This window comes from Collinsella sp. UBA1693 (genome assembly GCF_002320115.1).
Lineage (GTDB): Bacteria > Actinomycetota > Coriobacteriia > Coriobacteriales > Coriobacteriaceae > Collinsella > Collinsella tanakaei.
Genome location: NZ_DCJT01000001.1, coordinates 1 through 14,000, shown reverse-complemented (window position 1 = coordinate 14,000; position 14,000 = coordinate 1). Strand labels below are relative to the sequence as shown.

The following is a 14,000-nucleotide window of genomic DNA, read 5'->3' as shown; positions in this document are numbered from 1 at the left end:
TTACAGGCTATTTCGCAGGTTGATTATATGGACGAGGAAAAGCCGACATATAAGGCGTTCGCCGCATGGGCGGCACAGAGCTTGGAGGAGGTCGCGCGCGACTGCGAGGTGCAGGTTTTTCGCGCGACCGGTCCGGGCGGCCAGGGCGTGAACACCACGGATTCCGCTGTGCGCATGCGTCATGTTCCCTCGGGCATCGCGGTGACGTCGCGCGAGAGCCGCAGCCAGTTCCAGAACAGGGCGTGCTGCCTGCGTAAGTTGCACGCGGAGTTTGAACGTCGTTCTCGTCCACCTAAAAAGAGGAGACCCACCAAGCCCACTAAGGCCGCCCGCGCACGTCGCTTGGCGGATAAGCACCACCGCGCGCAGGCAAAGGAACGGCGCCGCCGCCCCGGTGCGGACGACTAGAAGATGACGGGGCGCGTGACTTGCTTTGGTCGAGCGGCGCGAGCGCGCAAACGGCTATTGTTCATTAGCCCAATCGCCTCATGGTTTGATCGCATCGTTTAAAAAAGCAACAAAGTTCATGATGACCATGTCGCTGTATCCGTTTTTGGCGATATGGGCTGGCTCGTTGAGCTCATGGCTACCGAGACATTGCCGGTGCCAGGACGGTAAGGGCGCTAGGGACCATGGTGATGGTGGCGCTGCGGGCGCGGATTTGCTCGCCGTCCGCCTGCAGGGGATAATCTTCGCCGTCGAAGAGCAGGCGCACGCTCTGCGCACGGCGGCCGTGAACGTAGCGCGAGCTAAGGTGATGTCCGTTCTTGGCGCGCAAAAAAACCGGCAGGGCGATGGCGCGGGGGATCTTGCCGTGGGCGTAGCAGATGTCGAACAGGCCGTCTGAGGGGTCGGCGTCCGGGCAGATGCGAAAACCGGAGCCGTAGGTGGGACCTATCTGGATGGCCATGATGATGGATTCAAGTTCCTGCCACGCCTCGTCCTCAAACTTGACGCGCAGGGGAAAGCGCCGGTAACCGATGCCGAATACGTTGAGGCCGCTGGCCAGGTAGAGCGCGTCCCCCGAAAGGCCGGTCGACTTGCGCAACTCGTAGGTGCCAATGGCTATGGCGGCGTCCAGACCGCAGGAGAAGGTCTGCACAAAGTAGTCGGTGCCACGGCCCGCCTCGCCGACGTAATCGATGCGGCCTACGTCCATGGTGCGCTTGCGCGCGTGGGAAAGCCAGCTAAGGTCCGCGCCCATAGTCTGGTCCATGCCGAGCGTGCGCGCGTAGTCATTGCCCGAACCCACGGGAAGCACGCCCAGGCAGGGGCGCGCCTCGGACCCGATCGCCATAAGGCCGCAGGCGGTCTCATGCACCAGGCCGTCTCCGCCCAGCGCGAGCACGGTGTTGTAACCGGTTGCCTGCGAGGCGATCTGCGTGGCGTGGCGCGGGTGTGTGGTGTGGACCACTTCGAATGCGCTGTCATCGTGCATGTACATGGACAAGAAGCGCTGGACTTGTTGGGCTGCGGTCGCTGCTGCCCCGGACTGCGCGGTGGGGTTGACGATGATCAGCGTTTTTCCCAAGTTGGTGCGGGTGTTCATCAGTCCTCCGGGACGGTTGCGGTGGCGGCGTCTGCGCTGTTGGCTTCGGCGACGGTGTCGGTGGCGTCGCTCGGGGCGCTTTGATCGACTTGCTCGCGATGGCGCTGGATGGCTTGGTCCACCGTGAGCTGCTCATCGCCCGCAAGAGAGCGGCGCTTGGGTGTGACGATGCGCTGCGCTGGATACACGCCGCGGTGCCCGGCGACCAGGTAGCTTACAAAGGAGGCGATAACAAAATAGCCCGCCGCTCGTCCGCCAAACAGGTCGATGCCCAGCATGATGGTGGTGATGGGGACGTTGAGGGCAGATCCAAAGACGGCGATCATGCCCAGCGCGGCGGAAAAGGAGGGGTCGAAGCCCACTGCTTGGCCAAGCACACTGCCCATGGACGCGCCAATGCCGAACAGCGGCGTGACCTCGCCGCCTTGGTAGCCCGCGCCCAACGTGAGCGCCGTGTAGGCGAGCTTGGCTAAGGGGTCTATGGGCGAGCTAGCGCCTTCGAACGCGGAGGAGACCATCCATTCGGAAAGGCCGCCGTATCGCCATCCGTCAAAGACGGCGTAGGTGCCCAACAGCACCAGCGATCCCACGAGCGCTGCGACGAGGTAGTTGCGAAAGCGATTTGCGTAGAAGCGCTTGATGGTGCGGATGGAAAAGGAGAAGAGTCTGGCGGTGAGACCAAATGCGACGGCGGCGAGCACCACCAGTAGAATAGTGCGCGGCGACATGGACGGGATGTTGCCTATAACGTGGAGTGCGTGGTGGGTGCCCAGCATGCGGCTGACCGCATCGCCGGTGAAGGACGCGATAAGGCAGTACAGTCCAGAACTGTAATCGAGCTTGCCCACGTAGCACATCTCCATGCCAAAGAACGCTCCAGCCAGCGGCGTGCCGAAGACCCCGCCGAAGGCGGCTGAGATGCCGGAGAGCATAAGGTCATGGTGGTCGCGTTCGCCCAGCTTGAACGCGTGGCTCACGTTGCTGGCGATGGTGCCGCCAATTTGGACGGCGGTGCCCTCTCGGCCCGCGGAGCCGCCAGCGAGGTGCGTGGCGACGGAGCAGAAGAAGGTGAGGAAGGCCATGCGCGCATGGATGAGGCGGCCGGTGAGGGCGCTGTCGATAACCAGGTTGTTGCCGCGTCCGGCCTGCAGGCCTCGCGTGCGGTAGAGCCACGCGGTAGCGAGCAGTACGGGCGGCAGCAGGGCGAACAGGGCGCGATGCTGCTCGCGCGCGCCGCTTACAAGGTCAAGCGATGCCAAAAACGCCCATGCGGCGGCACCCATGGCGCATGAGACCAAAAGCACCAGCGCAAGCAATTTGCAGCTTGCATGCATGTTTCGCGCGTTGCGGCGGACATCTGCGGCAAGTAGGCGCTCGCCGTATGCGATAGCGCTGGTTGCGTCTTCAAGGGGCTTTTTGGTGGTGTTGGTTTCCATGGTTGCGGTCCTTATTCAATCTTGGGCAAGGCGCGGACAAGGCAGACTTGTCCTGCTTTGTGGTGATGCGGGATATCGCGCGTGCGGGCTGGAACCAAGTATAGGGGTTTCATCGACGGTTCGAGTTACGCGCTTGGCATTTGGAGACTATACTTCTCGGAGAATAGTACTGCTTGCATGCCGCGGGTGCGGCGCGAAAGGGGAGGGCGCATGGCCGAGAACTTGATGGTGTTGGAAGAGGCCCAGGCGATCGTGATGGAGCACGTCCACCCCACGCCCGTGGTCGAGGTTCCGCTGCACCTGGCAGCCGGTCTTCCCACGGCAGCGGACCTCGCGACCGATATCGATTTATCGCCTTTTGCCAACAGCGCGATGGACGGCTATGCGGTTCGCGCCCGCGACCTTGCGGATGCGAGCGCGGACTTTCCCGTGGAGCTTGTCGTCATTGGACATGAGGCTGCGGGCCACGTGTTTGAAGGCGCGGTCGAGGAGGGTTGCGCGGTGCGCATCATGACGGGCGCGCCCATGCCGGCGGGTGCGGACGCCGTGGTGAAGTACGAGGTCGTCGAGGTTATGGAAGGTGACGGCAACGAGGGCTCCACGGTGCGCTTCACCGCTTCCGCCCAGGTGGGCGACAACGTGCGCGAAGCGGGCCTTGAGGCCCGTGCGGGCGAGGCGGTCATGCGCGCGGGCGAGGTCCTGGCTCCCGCCGGATGCGGCCTTTTGGCGTCTGCGGGTATCACGGCGGTGCCCGTGCATCGTGCGCCGGTGGTGGGCGTGCTGTCAATTGGCACCGAGCTTGTGGCACCGGATACGGTCCCCGGTCGCGGGCAGATTCGCGATGCAAACTCGAGCGCCCTTTTGGCGTCTGTGGTCGCGGCGGGCGGGGAGCCCAGGTTCTACGGCATAGCGGGCGATAGCGAGGACGAGATCTCGAACATGATGCTCGCCGCGGCGGAAGAGTGCGACTTTGTTATCTCGAGCGGCGGCGCGTCTGCGGGTGATTACGACTATGTGACCCGTCTGGTGCGGCGCGAGGGTCGGGTACTGTTCGATCGCGTGTCCATGCGTCCCGGCAAGGCGATCACGTTTGGACTTATCCGTAATACGCCCTATCTGGGACTTTCCGGTAACCCCGCGGCGGCGTGCGTTGGATTTGAGATGCTTGCCCGCCCCGCCCTGCGTAAGATGCGCGGCTACGCGGTCGCTCCTCGTCCCCTGCAGTATGCCCGCGTCGCCCATAACGTGCGCAAGACCCAGGCCAGGCGTTTCTACGACCGCGCGGTGCTGTCTCGCGATGAGGGCGACGAGCTGGTGGTCGTTGCGGCAAAAAGCCAGAATTCAGCGCTGCTGGGCACCCTGCAAAATGCCAACTGTCTGCTGATGGTGCCCGATGGGGACGCGGGCTTTTCCGCGGGAGATATGGTGCCCTGCGTGCGCATCGATCTGCCCGAGGGCACCGTTTTGTAGCCGTATCGAATCGCATATAGCCGGGGAGGCCCCTATGGATATATCTTTTGCCGTCATCACGTGCTCGGACACGCGCGATCTTACTCGCGACGAGGCGGGCGCCGCGCTTGAGCGCCTGGTGCTGGAGGCGGGCTGGTCGGTTGCCAGCCATGTTGTGGTCAAGGACGAGCAGGAGCAGATCGCTCTCGCCATCGTTGGTGCGTGCGACCAGGTGGATGCGGACATTGTGATCACGTGCGGGGGAACGGGTCTGTCTCTGCGCGACGTGACTCCCGAGGCGACCCGCTCCGTATGCGACCGAGACGTCCCGGGCATCGCGGAGGCCATGCGGGCGTATTCCATGACAAAGACGCGCCGCGCCATGCTATCGCGCGCGGTGTGCATGCAGCGCGGACGCCACCTGGTGATCAACTTCCCCGGTTCCACCAAGGCGGCGCTGGAGTGCTGGGAGGGTATAAGCGACCAGCTTGAGCACGCATGCAAGATGACAGCCGGCGGCGGGCACTAACGTGTGTGCTTGTAATTATTCTCTTACGAGTATAATGAGGGCGTTGTTTCGCACCAGCCTATTCTTAAAGGGGGAAATCTCATGTCAATGTTCACCGCCATGAGCCGCCGCGGCGCGCTCGCCCTTATCGCCTCGCTTGCTATTGCGGGGTCCGTTGCCGGCTGCTCTGGCAACACCGCCGCGCAGGGCAGCGCCGAAGCTGCCGGTTCCTCGTCCACGCAAAGCGCGGAAAAGGTGGAGTTGCAGATCTTTGCCGCCAACTCGCTGGAGAAGGCGCTGCCCGAGGTCCAGGCGCTCTATACGGAGCAGACGGGCGTGACCTTTGCGGACACGCAGTTCAAGGCGTCCGGCGACCTGGTTGAGCAGATGCGCGCCGGGGCGCAGGTCGACGCGCTGATCACGGCGTCCAAGGGTACTATGGACGATGCGGTCGAGGCTGATCTGGTGGACGAGTCCACGCGCGAGGACATGTTTGTGAATGACCTGGTGATCGTGAAGGCCGAGGGTTCCGACCTTGCCATTTCCTCTATCGAGGACGTTGCCAGCCTGGACGGCAAGATCGCTATCGGCGACGCGGCCACGGTGCCCGCCGGCAAGTACGCCAACCAGGCGCTGGCCTCCGTTAGCCTCTACACCAATGCCGAGGGCACGGATGGCGAGTACGCCGCTTCGATCGCGGACAAGGTCGCGCTTGCCGACAAGGTGGGCACCGCCGCCAAGTACGTCTCTACGGGCGACTGCGTGGCCGGCTTTGTCTACAGCTCCGATATCTTCCGCTACGATGGCATCGAGGAGGCGTTTGTCTGCCCGGAGGATTCCCATAAGCCCATCGTGTACCCCGGCGCCGTGTCCGCTACCAGCGAGAATGCCGAGGAAGCAGCCAAGTTCCTGGAGTTCTGCCTTACCAATAAGGATGCGCAGAAGATTTGGGCCAAGTACGGTTTTGAGCTCTCTGAATAGGTGTGCCGCGCAACGCGGCAAGGAGGTGGCGCGTTGAGCGCATGGCGTATCGATACGGCGGATGCAAGGGCGGCGTGGCTGGCAGTGGTGGTCGCGGTCATCATGGTGGCGTGCGTCGCCCTGTGGCCCGCGCCCGTCATGGCGGCCGGCGCCTCCGACCCCGCCGTCACCGCCACGCAAGAGGGCGCCGCTTTTGGCATCGATGGCTTTGAACGCAACGCCAAGGGCACCGCGCGCGCTATGGACGGCCAGCCAGCGGGGTATCGTTTTCCGTTGCTGGATGACTCTAACGTGGTGGTTGTTCGCACGCACGCAAACGTGTTGGTGTACGTTGACGCAGATGCCGCCCAGGCAGCTGGCTTTGATTGCGAGGACGCGGACGATCAAGCGGCGCTGCGGCGCATGCTGTGCGAGCTTGACGCCGCGCACTCTATGGGCGGCGCCGCGCTGGCTGACGTCGAGGACCCCTGGATCTTCACCACCGAGCCACAATACGTGCAGGCTCCTTACCGCTACCGGTTTTGCGTGACGGGCGAGGACGGCGACGCCTACGCGGTGGTGGACGCCGCCGGACAGGCGGACGCTGCCGACGCTGCGGCTGCGGCTGAAGACATCGATCTGGGCGACGGTGCGCTGTGGAGCGATGACGCGCGCCTGGTAGCCGCCGACCAGGTGTCCTTGGCGGCCGAGCCCACGTGGCTCGAGGGGTTGGGGGCGTTTTTTGCCCGAATCGATTACCGTCCGCTGTGGGTGTCCATCAAGACGGCCGGCGTGGCGCTTGTGGTCTCGTTTGCGCTGGGGCTGCTCGCCGCATGGCGCACCATGGGTACCACAAGCCGCATCAAGGGCGTGCTGGATTCCGTCTTCACCATCCCCATGGTGTTGCCGCCCACCGTATGCGGCTTTTTACTGCTGATGCTCTTTGGCCAGTCCACCGCTGTGGGCAGGTGGCTTATCGACCACGGCGTCTCGCTGGTGTTCACGTGGCCCGCTGCGGTGATCTCTGCGATTGTCGTCTCATTTCCGCTGGTCTACCGTACCGCGCTGGGGGCTTTCGAGGCCCTGGACTCGCAGATGCTCGATGCCGCCCGTACGCTGGGCTGGTCCGAGTGGCGCATCTTCCATTCGCTTATGCTGCCCCTGGGCTGGCCCTCTATCGCCGCGGGCACGGTGCTGGCCTTCGCCCGAGCCATGGGCGAGTTTGGCTGCACGCTGTTTTTCGCGGGCAACTATGCGGGCATTACGCAGACCATCCCCATTGCCATCTACTTTGAGTGGATGGGCGGCGACACGGACGTGGCGTTGTTCTGGGTGCTTGTGGTGATCGCTTTCAGCTTCTTGGTGATTCTTTTTATCAACCTGTATACGGCGCGTTCGCAGGATTATCGCAGCCGGGGCTACATCAAGGGTCGCGCCGTCGGCGACGCTTTACACGTGGGCTCTAGGGTGCAGGGCGTTCAAGATGCGGCGTTTTTGGACGATGACGAGGCCGCGGGCGGCGACGCGCTGCGCATCGACCGCGATGCCCTGCGCGAGCTTATGCGCACGGACGCAGCCGTGGGCTCTGCGGTGGGAGCTGCCGCGGGCGCGGTTTCGACGGGATGTGGTTCCTCGTCCCCATCATCCGCAACGCGAGACGGCAAGGGAGGCCGCTGATGTCCTTGGTCCTCGATATCAAGAAGGCCTACCCGGACTTCTCGCTTGACGTGAGGTTGGAAGCCGCCGGCGAGCGCGTGGCGCTGCTGGGGGCCTCTGGTTGCGGGAAAAGCTGCACGCTGCGCTGCATCGCCGGCGTGGAGACGCCCGACGAAGGCCGAATAGCGGTGAACGGCGTGACGTTCTTTGATTCTGCGCGCGGCATCAACCTGTCGCCGCAGCAGCGCAAGTGCGCCCTGTTGTTTCAGAACTATCAGCTGTTCCCCAACCTGAGCGTTGCCGATAACGTGCTTGCCGGCGTTGAAGGGCGGCTTTCGCGTGAAGGGCGCGATGAGCTCGCGCGGCGCTATCTCTCCATTTTTGGCATGGCGGGGTATGCGGACCGCTATCCCGCTAGGCTTTCCGGTGGACAGCAGCAACGCGTCGCGCTTGCTCGCATGCTGGCCGCGCGTCCGGCGATCTACATGTTCGACGAGCCGTTTTCTGCGCTCGACTCGTTTTTAAAGAGCGCGCTTGAGCAAAATCTGCTTGACCTGTTTTCCGTCATCGATTCTACGGTGCTCTATGTAAGCCACGATATCGATGAGGCGTGCCGACTGTGCGAGCGCATCTGCGTGCTACACAACGGGCGCGTGGAAGAGGACGGCACGGTGGAGCAGGTTGTTCAGCGGCCCCAGACGCTTGCCGCGCTGCGTCTGACCGGGTGCAAGAACACCAGCCGCGCGCGGAAGGTGGGCGATACCCTGGTCGAGGCGCTCGATTGGGGCATGACGTTCGATGTGGGCGCTCCGGTTGCAGACGATGTTGCCTACCTGGGCGTGCGCGCCAACTACTTCCATATCGACAACCGCGAGGCGCCCGGCAAGAACAGCTATATGCTGCGCGTGGCGCGGGTGAGCGATTCTCGTTTTGAGCGCCTGGTGCTGCTGGACCCGCCGCGAGCGGACGCATCGAGTCGTCTTACGTGGAAGGTGAACACGGTGGGCGCGGACATGGCGACCCTGCCGTGCGAGGGCGATTGCTTGCGCATGCATTTTGACGCGGCCAAGATCTTGATGGTGAATAGGTAAAAGACGGCGGACGACTAGCCAATGGGCGATCGTCCGCCGTCTGCATGCACGCGTGTTTCAGGTGCGCTTTGAGCGCTCTTTAGGCGAGCTGCGTGTTGATGAAGCGCGCCAGGATGGCGGCGACCTCCGCACGCGTAGCGGTCGAGGCGGGATTGAGCGTACCCGATTCATTTCCCAGGATTAGGCCCTCTGCCACCGCCCACTGCATGGCGTCCGCAGCGAACTGCGAGGTGAGGCCTGCGTCCGGATGGGTGGGCTGGACGCGCGCGGAGGTGTCGAGCCCCAGCATGGTTGCATAGCGCATGAGGAACACCGCGACCTGCTCGCGGGTTACGGGGTCCTCGCCACCAAAGACGGAGCCGTCGCCGTAACCTGCGACGATACCGTTTTCGCTGCCCCACGCGGCTCCGTTGGCAAACCAGTCGCTTTGCGCAACATCCGTGAAGGCGCTTGCCGGCTGGTCCTGGCGCGCGTCTTCCAAGTTAGCGAGCATGCAGACGAACATGGCCCTGCTTGCAGCCGTGTTGCCCTGGAACTGCAGCGCTCCTCGCTCCCCGGGAACGCCGTTGATGATGCCGCGGGCGCTCGCGTAGCCTACGACTTCTTGTGCGAACCAGTCGGTTTCCCGTACGTCCTCGAACGATTTGCCGCGGTTGACGATTTTGATGGTGGCGTCGTTTTCGATAGGGAAGGAGACGCGGTTGTTCGCCAGCGCTGTCTTGGCGAGCACCTTCTCGTTCCCGTTGGCGTCTACCAGCACGGCGACGGTGCCCGGGGCCAGCTCGCTGTCCTGCGAGTCCAGGCTGACCTGCAACGGTCTCGCCGGCGCGGTCCCTGCGATGTCGATGGTAATCGCAGGTGCGTCCGCGCTACTTGCGCCGGCGATCGCGTACTTGAGGGGCAGGGTGGCGCGGCCGGTTTTGGCGACGCTTGCCGGAACGGTGCCGCTGATGGCGGTGGCGTCGCCGTCCTTGTCGAGCTTTATGGTGGTGCTGACGCCGTCGGGAGCCGTGGTGTCGATGGTGGACGTGCCGTCCTTATGCGTGGTGGTGGTCACCTTGTTACCGGCTTCATCCGTCTCAACTTGATGTTGTCTCGATCGGGTTGCGGCTGCGGCTGCGGCTGGGGCTGGGGTTGCGGCTGGGGCTGCGGCTCGGGATCGGGTTCCGGCAGCGGCTTTGCGGCAAGGCCGCGCTGGGCGCGGAAGAGCTTCTTCGCTGCGGTGTCCAGCAGATCCTTTTGCTGCTCTGCGGCCGCTTCGGTGTCGTAGGTGTCCAAGCAGCTATCGAGCGCTGCCTTGGCCTCGTCGCGTGCGGCGGTGAATGCCTTCCAGCTCTCGTCCGTATACGCGTCGTCGTTGGTAACCGCGTTCGCCTCGTCCAAAACGGAGGAGATGAGCGTGGTGGAAACGGTCCAGTTGCTCATGACGCCAAGTCCCAGCGAAATCTTGTTGCAGGGGGTCTCGCCCGCAACAAAGGCGCCTTTTGCTCCCATGCCGATGTAGACGGTCTTGTCGCCTACGGTTGTTGAGACGGTCTTGGCCGTGCCCTCGCCTTCGATGGTAAAGATACTGCCCGCGTCGCCGAGCACCAGGTTGCAGCCGTTGTCGCCCGCTGTGATGGCGAGCTTGCGCCCGTCCGCAACGCTGGCGATGGTGTAGCCGTCGCCCGTACGGTCGATCTTCCACACCTGGTTTGCTACGGGGAACTTGCCGGACGTATCCGGCGTCACCGCGTTGTTGGAGATGGAGCTGCGCAGGCGGTCGGGGGCGGCGCCGCCCGGCAGGTTGTACATGATGCGTCCGCCGTCTTCCTGTCCGTGGATAAGGTAGACGCCGTGCTTGGGAAGCTGCGTCGCCAGCGTGTAGGGCGCCTCGTAGGTGGCGTTGACCTCATGGGTGCCTAAGCGGTCGGGGAGCACCGTGGCCCCGCGGCTGGATACGTAGACGTCCCAGGATGCTGCAAGGTGGGCCTTCGCGCCGTTCAGATCAAAGGCGGCGACCACCTTGACGCGTGCCTTGCCCGCGTTCGCGCCGGTTAGGGTGGCGCTAGCGCCTGCGGCATCGATCTTTACGGCGGGAGCGCTGTCGGTGGAGTCATTGCCGGCAGACTGTTCGACCGTCCAGGTGTATTCGATCGCGTCCACGCCGTCGACTGAGGCGGAAAGCTCTATTTCCTCGTCCACATCAAGCGCTTCGACCATGTTGGAGACCGCAAGGGCGGGCGTGGCCGCGCTGTAGCTCCAGCCCTCGCCCAAAAGGTCGAGCAGGGAGAACTGGTTGAAGATCACATCCTGCGTGCCGTCGCTCTTTGGCTCCTGCTGCTCGTAGACAATAGCCATCTTATCGCCGTCTACCTGCGTGAGGCAGGAATAGAGAAAGCGCCCCGGGAACTTGATGTCGTTGGCGTTGAGCCAGGTGACCTTGTTGGTTGCGGCGTCGATGGAGCCTATGCGCACCGCTCCGTCGCGTCGGCCGCTTGTCTTGGGGTATGACGCGGCGATGAGGTTGGACCACACGCGGCCCTACGCATCTACCAGGCAGCCGTCGACGTTGATGAAGGAGACCATGCAGTTGCCGGTGTACTGAAGCTCCGTATCCAGGGTGTAGGCGCTCCAGGTCTGCCCGTTATCAAAGCTGTCGGCATACGAGATCGCGCCCGCGCTGTTGCGCGAGTACATGCGTACCCCTCCGCCGGGCAGCCTCACGGTCTGCGACTCGCTGGACTTGCCGCTGCCGTTGAATTTGTTGGAACGCTCGCCGCGCTGCCAGGTGGCGCCTGCGTCATCACTCCAAATGGCGCTTGCGCTCTCGTTACCGCCTTGCTTGCTCTCGTAGATTTGGAACATGATGCGCTCGCCGCCGCCCTGCAGCGGAACCACCAGGCCGCGCCCCGGGCAGATGCCGGTAAAGGGTTGGTCGTCCTTGCGCTTGACGTTCAGGATCGAAGGCTCGCCCCAGTCGATGCCGTCTTGCGTGGGCGTGCCCTTGACTAGCCAAATGTAGCAGGTGGGGTATGCCTTCCATTCGCTTTGGGAGTAAAACACGTTGGCCTGGATATCCTTGCCGGTCTCATGCTGCTTGACCACGGTGCGAGACGCCGCGCCGTCAGCTACGGTATACAGGTCGAAGTACGCGTCGACCCAAGAGCCGGTAAGCGCGCCGTTTTTGTCTTTAATGGGACGAAGATCGATGCGCGCGCCGTCTATGTCGAACGTCTGCTTATCTGCGGCATCGCAATAATAGGTGTATTGGTCTGCGTCCAAGCTCGCGATGGTGCCGGCCTTGCCGCGGCTGATGAGGAGGTTTCCGTTCTCGTCGAAGCCGGTGCTTTGGCAGCTGGCGCCGCCGGTGCCCCAAATGCCGGTGCCCGCCGGCCAGGCATCCGCCATCATGTAGACGGTGCCGTCGCCGCCCTGGATAAACGTGGGGTCGATAAACGAGGCGCTGTTTCCCTTGTGGCCGCCGTTTTGGCTGGGGTAGTCCACAACTCGTTCACCAGCTCCCACTCCCAGGTTTTGCCTCCGTCCTTGGAGATGCTCACAAGGCCGTCCAGGTTCTCCGGGGAGTCGCCGTAAACGCCCCAGCGCGCGTCCGCGCTGGCGAGCAGCCAGCCGTTATCCAGGGTGATGATCGACGGGATGCGGTAGTGCTGGCTGTTGCCGGTTTGGTTGGAGACAAAGGGCTGGCCTGCCGTGGTGCCTGAAAGCGCGCGCGAACTTACCGAAGGCAGGGGAGCGGTGGCGCTTGCCGCTGCCTGGGCTTCAAAAAGAGGGTTTGCGATCAGCGTGGCGGGTACGGCGGTGCCCGCGAGCCCGGCGGCGATGAGGGACGCCGCGGCGATTGTCCCAAATGACTTCAGTTCCATGTATCCATCCATTCTGCTACGTGCCGCTTGGGAAGAGGTGAGCGGCAGGCGTTGTTGATGCGGCTACGCGTTGGCCAGCCGGTCAACGTAGTCTATGGATACAGATGTCACTTAAAAAGAGAGAGAACGGTTACATATGTAAGGTAAGAGTGCAAATGGTAGATAATAACCGGTATTCGGTTGGCGCGTGAAACGGTTGATATCGGTAGGCTGGGGCGAACTTGCTATCAGCGCGCTATGCTGCCGCCGATGCATTGCGAGTAAAGCGTCGGCGGCATATTGAATGCATAGGCTTATGGCATGGATTCCGCAAAAGAAAACAGGCCAGAGCTTTTAAGCACTCTGACCTGCAAATCTGTCTGGAGCGGGCGACGGGAATCGAACCCGCGTCATCAGCTTGGAAGGCTGGGGTTCTACCATTGAACTACGCCCGCGTATATGGTCGGGACGACAGGATTTGAACCTGCGACATCCTGCTCCCAAAGCAGGCGCGCTACCAAACTGCGCCACGTCCCGACGTCCACAAAGAGGCAGTATAGAGCTTTCTCGCCAAACAGGCAAATGATTTCTTATTTTGGCAAACATGAACAACATGTTGCGGCGTAGTTTCAACTTGATGTATCAGAGTAAAAGCATTACGCGTGCTTTATCATGTTACGCCGTATGGCTGAGGGCGCTATGCCCATCCAGCAAGAGCTAAAGGAGATATCATGAGCTATACCCAGCGAATTGTTGCAGAGTTGCACGAGCGCTATGCCGACCAGCCCGAATTCATCCAGGCTGCAGACGAGGTCTTGACCTCGATCGCCCCTGCGGTAGATGCCAACCCCGCCTATGAGGAGGCAGGCCTTCTCGAGCGTCTGGTCGAGCCCGAGCGCGTCGTTATGTTCCGTGTTCCCTGGGTCGACGATGAGGGCAAGTGCCAGGTCAACCGCGGCTACCGCGTCGAGTTCAACTCCGCTATCGGCCCCTACAAGGGCGGTCTGCGCTTCAACCCCACGGTAACGCTGGGCATGCTCAAGTTCCTGGGCTTCGAGCAGATCTTCAAGAACTCCCTGACCGGTCTGCCCATCGGCGGCGGCAAGGGCGGCGCTGACTTTGATCCCACCGGCAAGTCCGACGCGGAGATCATGCGCTTCTGCCAGAGCTACATGGCCGCGCTCTATCGCTACATCGGGCCCGATGTGGACGTCCCCGCCGGCGACATGGGCGTGGGCGCCCGGGAGATCGGCTACCTCTACGGCGAGTACCGCCGTCTGAAGGGCGCCTTTGAGAACGGCGTTCTCACCGGCAAGGGCTTCTCCTACGGCGGCAGCCGCATCCGTCCGGAGGCCACGGGCTTCGGCGCGGTGTACTATCTGGAAAACGTCCTCAAGCACGAGGGTGAGAGCATCGAGGGCAAGACCATTGCCTGTGCCGGCTTCGGCAACGTCACCTGGGGCATCTGCAAGAAGGCCGCCCAGCTGGGCGCCAAGGTGGTGACCC

The 14,000-nt window shown here is 63.0% G+C and carries 13 protein-coding genes and 2 tRNA genes; 7 read left to right on the top strand and 8 right to left on the bottom strand.

The features are described 5' to 3' along the window. Positions 1 to 27: 27 nt before the first annotated feature. Complete coding sequence (locus tag B3H65_RS00075) at positions 28 to 408, top strand: peptide chain release factor-like protein (RefSeq protein ID WP_286683646.1); 381 nt, start codon at positions 28 to 30, stop codon at positions 406 to 408. Between the two features lie 178 nt (positions 409 to 586). Here the strand turns inward: B3H65_RS00075 and B3H65_RS00070 are convergent, their stop codons facing one another. Then, positions 587 to 1,549, bottom strand: a complete 963-nt coding sequence (locus B3H65_RS00070; protein WP_286683645.1) for a diacylglycerol/lipid kinase family protein — start codon at positions 1,547 to 1,549, stop codon at positions 587 to 589. Next, a complete protein-coding gene (locus B3H65_RS00065; RefSeq protein WP_286683644.1) occupies positions 1,549 to 2,985 on the bottom strand; it encodes a chloride channel protein in 1,437 nt (478 codons plus the stop codon). The genes B3H65_RS00070 and B3H65_RS00065 overlap by 1 nt, the downstream gene beginning before the upstream one ends. Positions 2,986 to 3,195: 210 nt before the next feature. On the opposite strand from B3H65_RS00065, the gene glp reads away from it, so the two are divergent. The 5 genes from glp to B3H65_RS00040 all read left to right on the top strand — a co-directional run bounded on the left by glp (position 3,196) and on the right by B3H65_RS00040 (position 8,649). Then, entirely contained in the window at positions 3,196 to 4,455 is a 1,260-nt protein-coding gene (gene glp / locus B3H65_RS00060) for a gephyrin-like molybdotransferase Glp (protein WP_286683643.1), read from the top strand. Positions 4,456 to 4,489: 34 nt separating this feature from the next. Continuing rightward, the gene (locus tag B3H65_RS00055; RefSeq protein WP_286683642.1) at positions 4,490 to 4,963 is read left to right on the top strand and encodes a MogA/MoaB family molybdenum cofactor biosynthesis protein; all 474 of its coding nucleotides are present in this window, start codon (positions 4,490 to 4,492) and stop codon (positions 4,961 to 4,963) included. Positions 4,964 to 5,044: 81 nt separating this feature from the next. Then, positions 5,045 to 5,923 carry a molybdate ABC transporter substrate-binding protein gene (modA, locus tag B3H65_RS00050; RefSeq protein ID WP_286683641.1) on the top strand — a complete coding sequence of 293 codons (879 nt, stop codon included), beginning with the start codon at positions 5,045 to 5,047 and terminating at the stop codon, positions 5,921 to 5,923. A gap of 33 nt (positions 5,924 to 5,956) precedes the next feature. Next, complete coding sequence (gene modB, locus B3H65_RS00045) at positions 5,957 to 7,579, top strand: molybdate ABC transporter permease subunit (RefSeq protein WP_286683640.1); 1,623 nt, start codon at positions 5,957 to 5,959, stop codon at positions 7,577 to 7,579. Continuing rightward, on the top strand, positions 7,579 to 8,649 hold the full coding sequence (locus B3H65_RS00040) for a sulfate/molybdate ABC transporter ATP-binding protein (protein WP_286683639.1): 1,071 nt from the start codon (positions 7,579 to 7,581) through the stop codon (positions 8,647 to 8,649). Before modB ends, B3H65_RS00040 begins: the two co-directional genes overlap by 1 nt. A gap of 79 nt (positions 8,650 to 8,728) precedes the next feature. On the opposite strand, the gene B3H65_RS00035 is transcribed toward B3H65_RS00040, so the two are convergent. From B3H65_RS00035 to B3H65_RS00010, 6 genes are all read right to left on the bottom strand, one after another. Next, complete coding sequence (locus B3H65_RS00035) at positions 8,729 to 9,706, bottom strand: S-layer homology domain-containing protein (RefSeq protein ID WP_286683638.1); 978 nt, start codon at positions 9,704 to 9,706, stop codon at positions 8,729 to 8,731. Continuing rightward, complete coding sequence (locus tag B3H65_RS00030) at positions 9,703 to 11,166, bottom strand: hypothetical protein (protein ID WP_286683637.1); 1,464 nt, start codon at positions 11,164 to 11,166, stop codon at positions 9,703 to 9,705. Before B3H65_RS00030 ends, B3H65_RS00035 begins: the two co-directional genes overlap by 4 nt. Positions 11,167 to 11,172: 6 nt before the next feature. Continuing rightward, positions 11,173 to 12,135 carry a sialidase family protein gene (locus tag B3H65_RS00025; RefSeq protein WP_286683636.1) on the bottom strand — a complete coding sequence of 321 codons (963 nt, stop codon included), beginning with the start codon at positions 12,133 to 12,135 and terminating at the stop codon, positions 11,173 to 11,175. Next, the gene (locus tag B3H65_RS00020; RefSeq protein WP_286683635.1) at positions 12,039 to 12,515 is read right to left on the bottom strand and encodes a sialidase family protein; all 477 of its coding nucleotides are present in this window, start codon (positions 12,513 to 12,515) and stop codon (positions 12,039 to 12,041) included. Before B3H65_RS00020 ends, B3H65_RS00025 begins: the two co-directional genes overlap by 97 nt. A gap of 360 nt (positions 12,516 to 12,875) precedes the next feature. Further along, a tRNA-Gly gene (locus B3H65_RS00015) sits at positions 12,876 to 12,949 on the bottom strand. Between the two features lie 5 nt (positions 12,950 to 12,954). Beyond that, positions 12,955 to 13,031, bottom strand: a tRNA-Pro gene (locus tag B3H65_RS00010). A gap of 194 nt (positions 13,032 to 13,225) precedes the next feature. Here B3H65_RS00010 and B3H65_RS00005 point away from each other — a divergent pair. Beyond that, on the top strand, positions 13,226 to 14,000 hold a 775-nt coding region (locus B3H65_RS00005; protein WP_286683634.1), incomplete at its 3' end, for a Glu/Leu/Phe/Val dehydrogenase dimerization domain-containing protein.

What these genes read in the sequence shown, in the direction of transcription:
- B3H65_RS00020 (WP_286683635.1), bottom strand. Translation starts at nt 12,515, where the DNA reads ATGGAACTGAAGTCATTTGGGACAATCGCCGCGGCGTCCCTCATCGCC.
- B3H65_RS00075 (WP_286683646.1), top strand. Translation starts at nt 28, where the DNA reads ATGGACGAGGAAAAGCCGACATATAAGGCGTTCGCCGCATGGGCGGCA.
- modA (WP_286683641.1), top strand. Translation starts at nt 5,045, where the DNA reads ATGTCAATGTTCACCGCCATGAGCCGCCGCGGCGCGCTCGCCCTTATC.
- B3H65_RS00040 (WP_286683639.1), top strand. Translation starts at nt 7,579, where the DNA reads ATGTCCTTGGTCCTCGATATCAAGAAGGCCTACCCGGACTTCTCGCTT.
- glp (WP_286683643.1), top strand. Translation starts at nt 3,196, where the DNA reads ATGGCCGAGAACTTGATGGTGTTGGAAGAGGCCCAGGCGATCGTGATG.
- B3H65_RS00070 (WP_286683645.1), bottom strand. Translation starts at nt 1,549, where the DNA reads ATGAACACCCGCACCAACTTGGGAAAAACGCTGATCATCGTCAACCCC.
- B3H65_RS00065 (WP_286683644.1), bottom strand. Translation starts at nt 2,985, where the DNA reads ATGGAAACCAACACCACCAAAAAGCCCCTTGAAGACGCAACCAGCGCT.
- B3H65_RS00055 (WP_286683642.1), top strand. Translation starts at nt 4,490, where the DNA reads ATGGATATATCTTTTGCCGTCATCACGTGCTCGGACACGCGCGATCTT.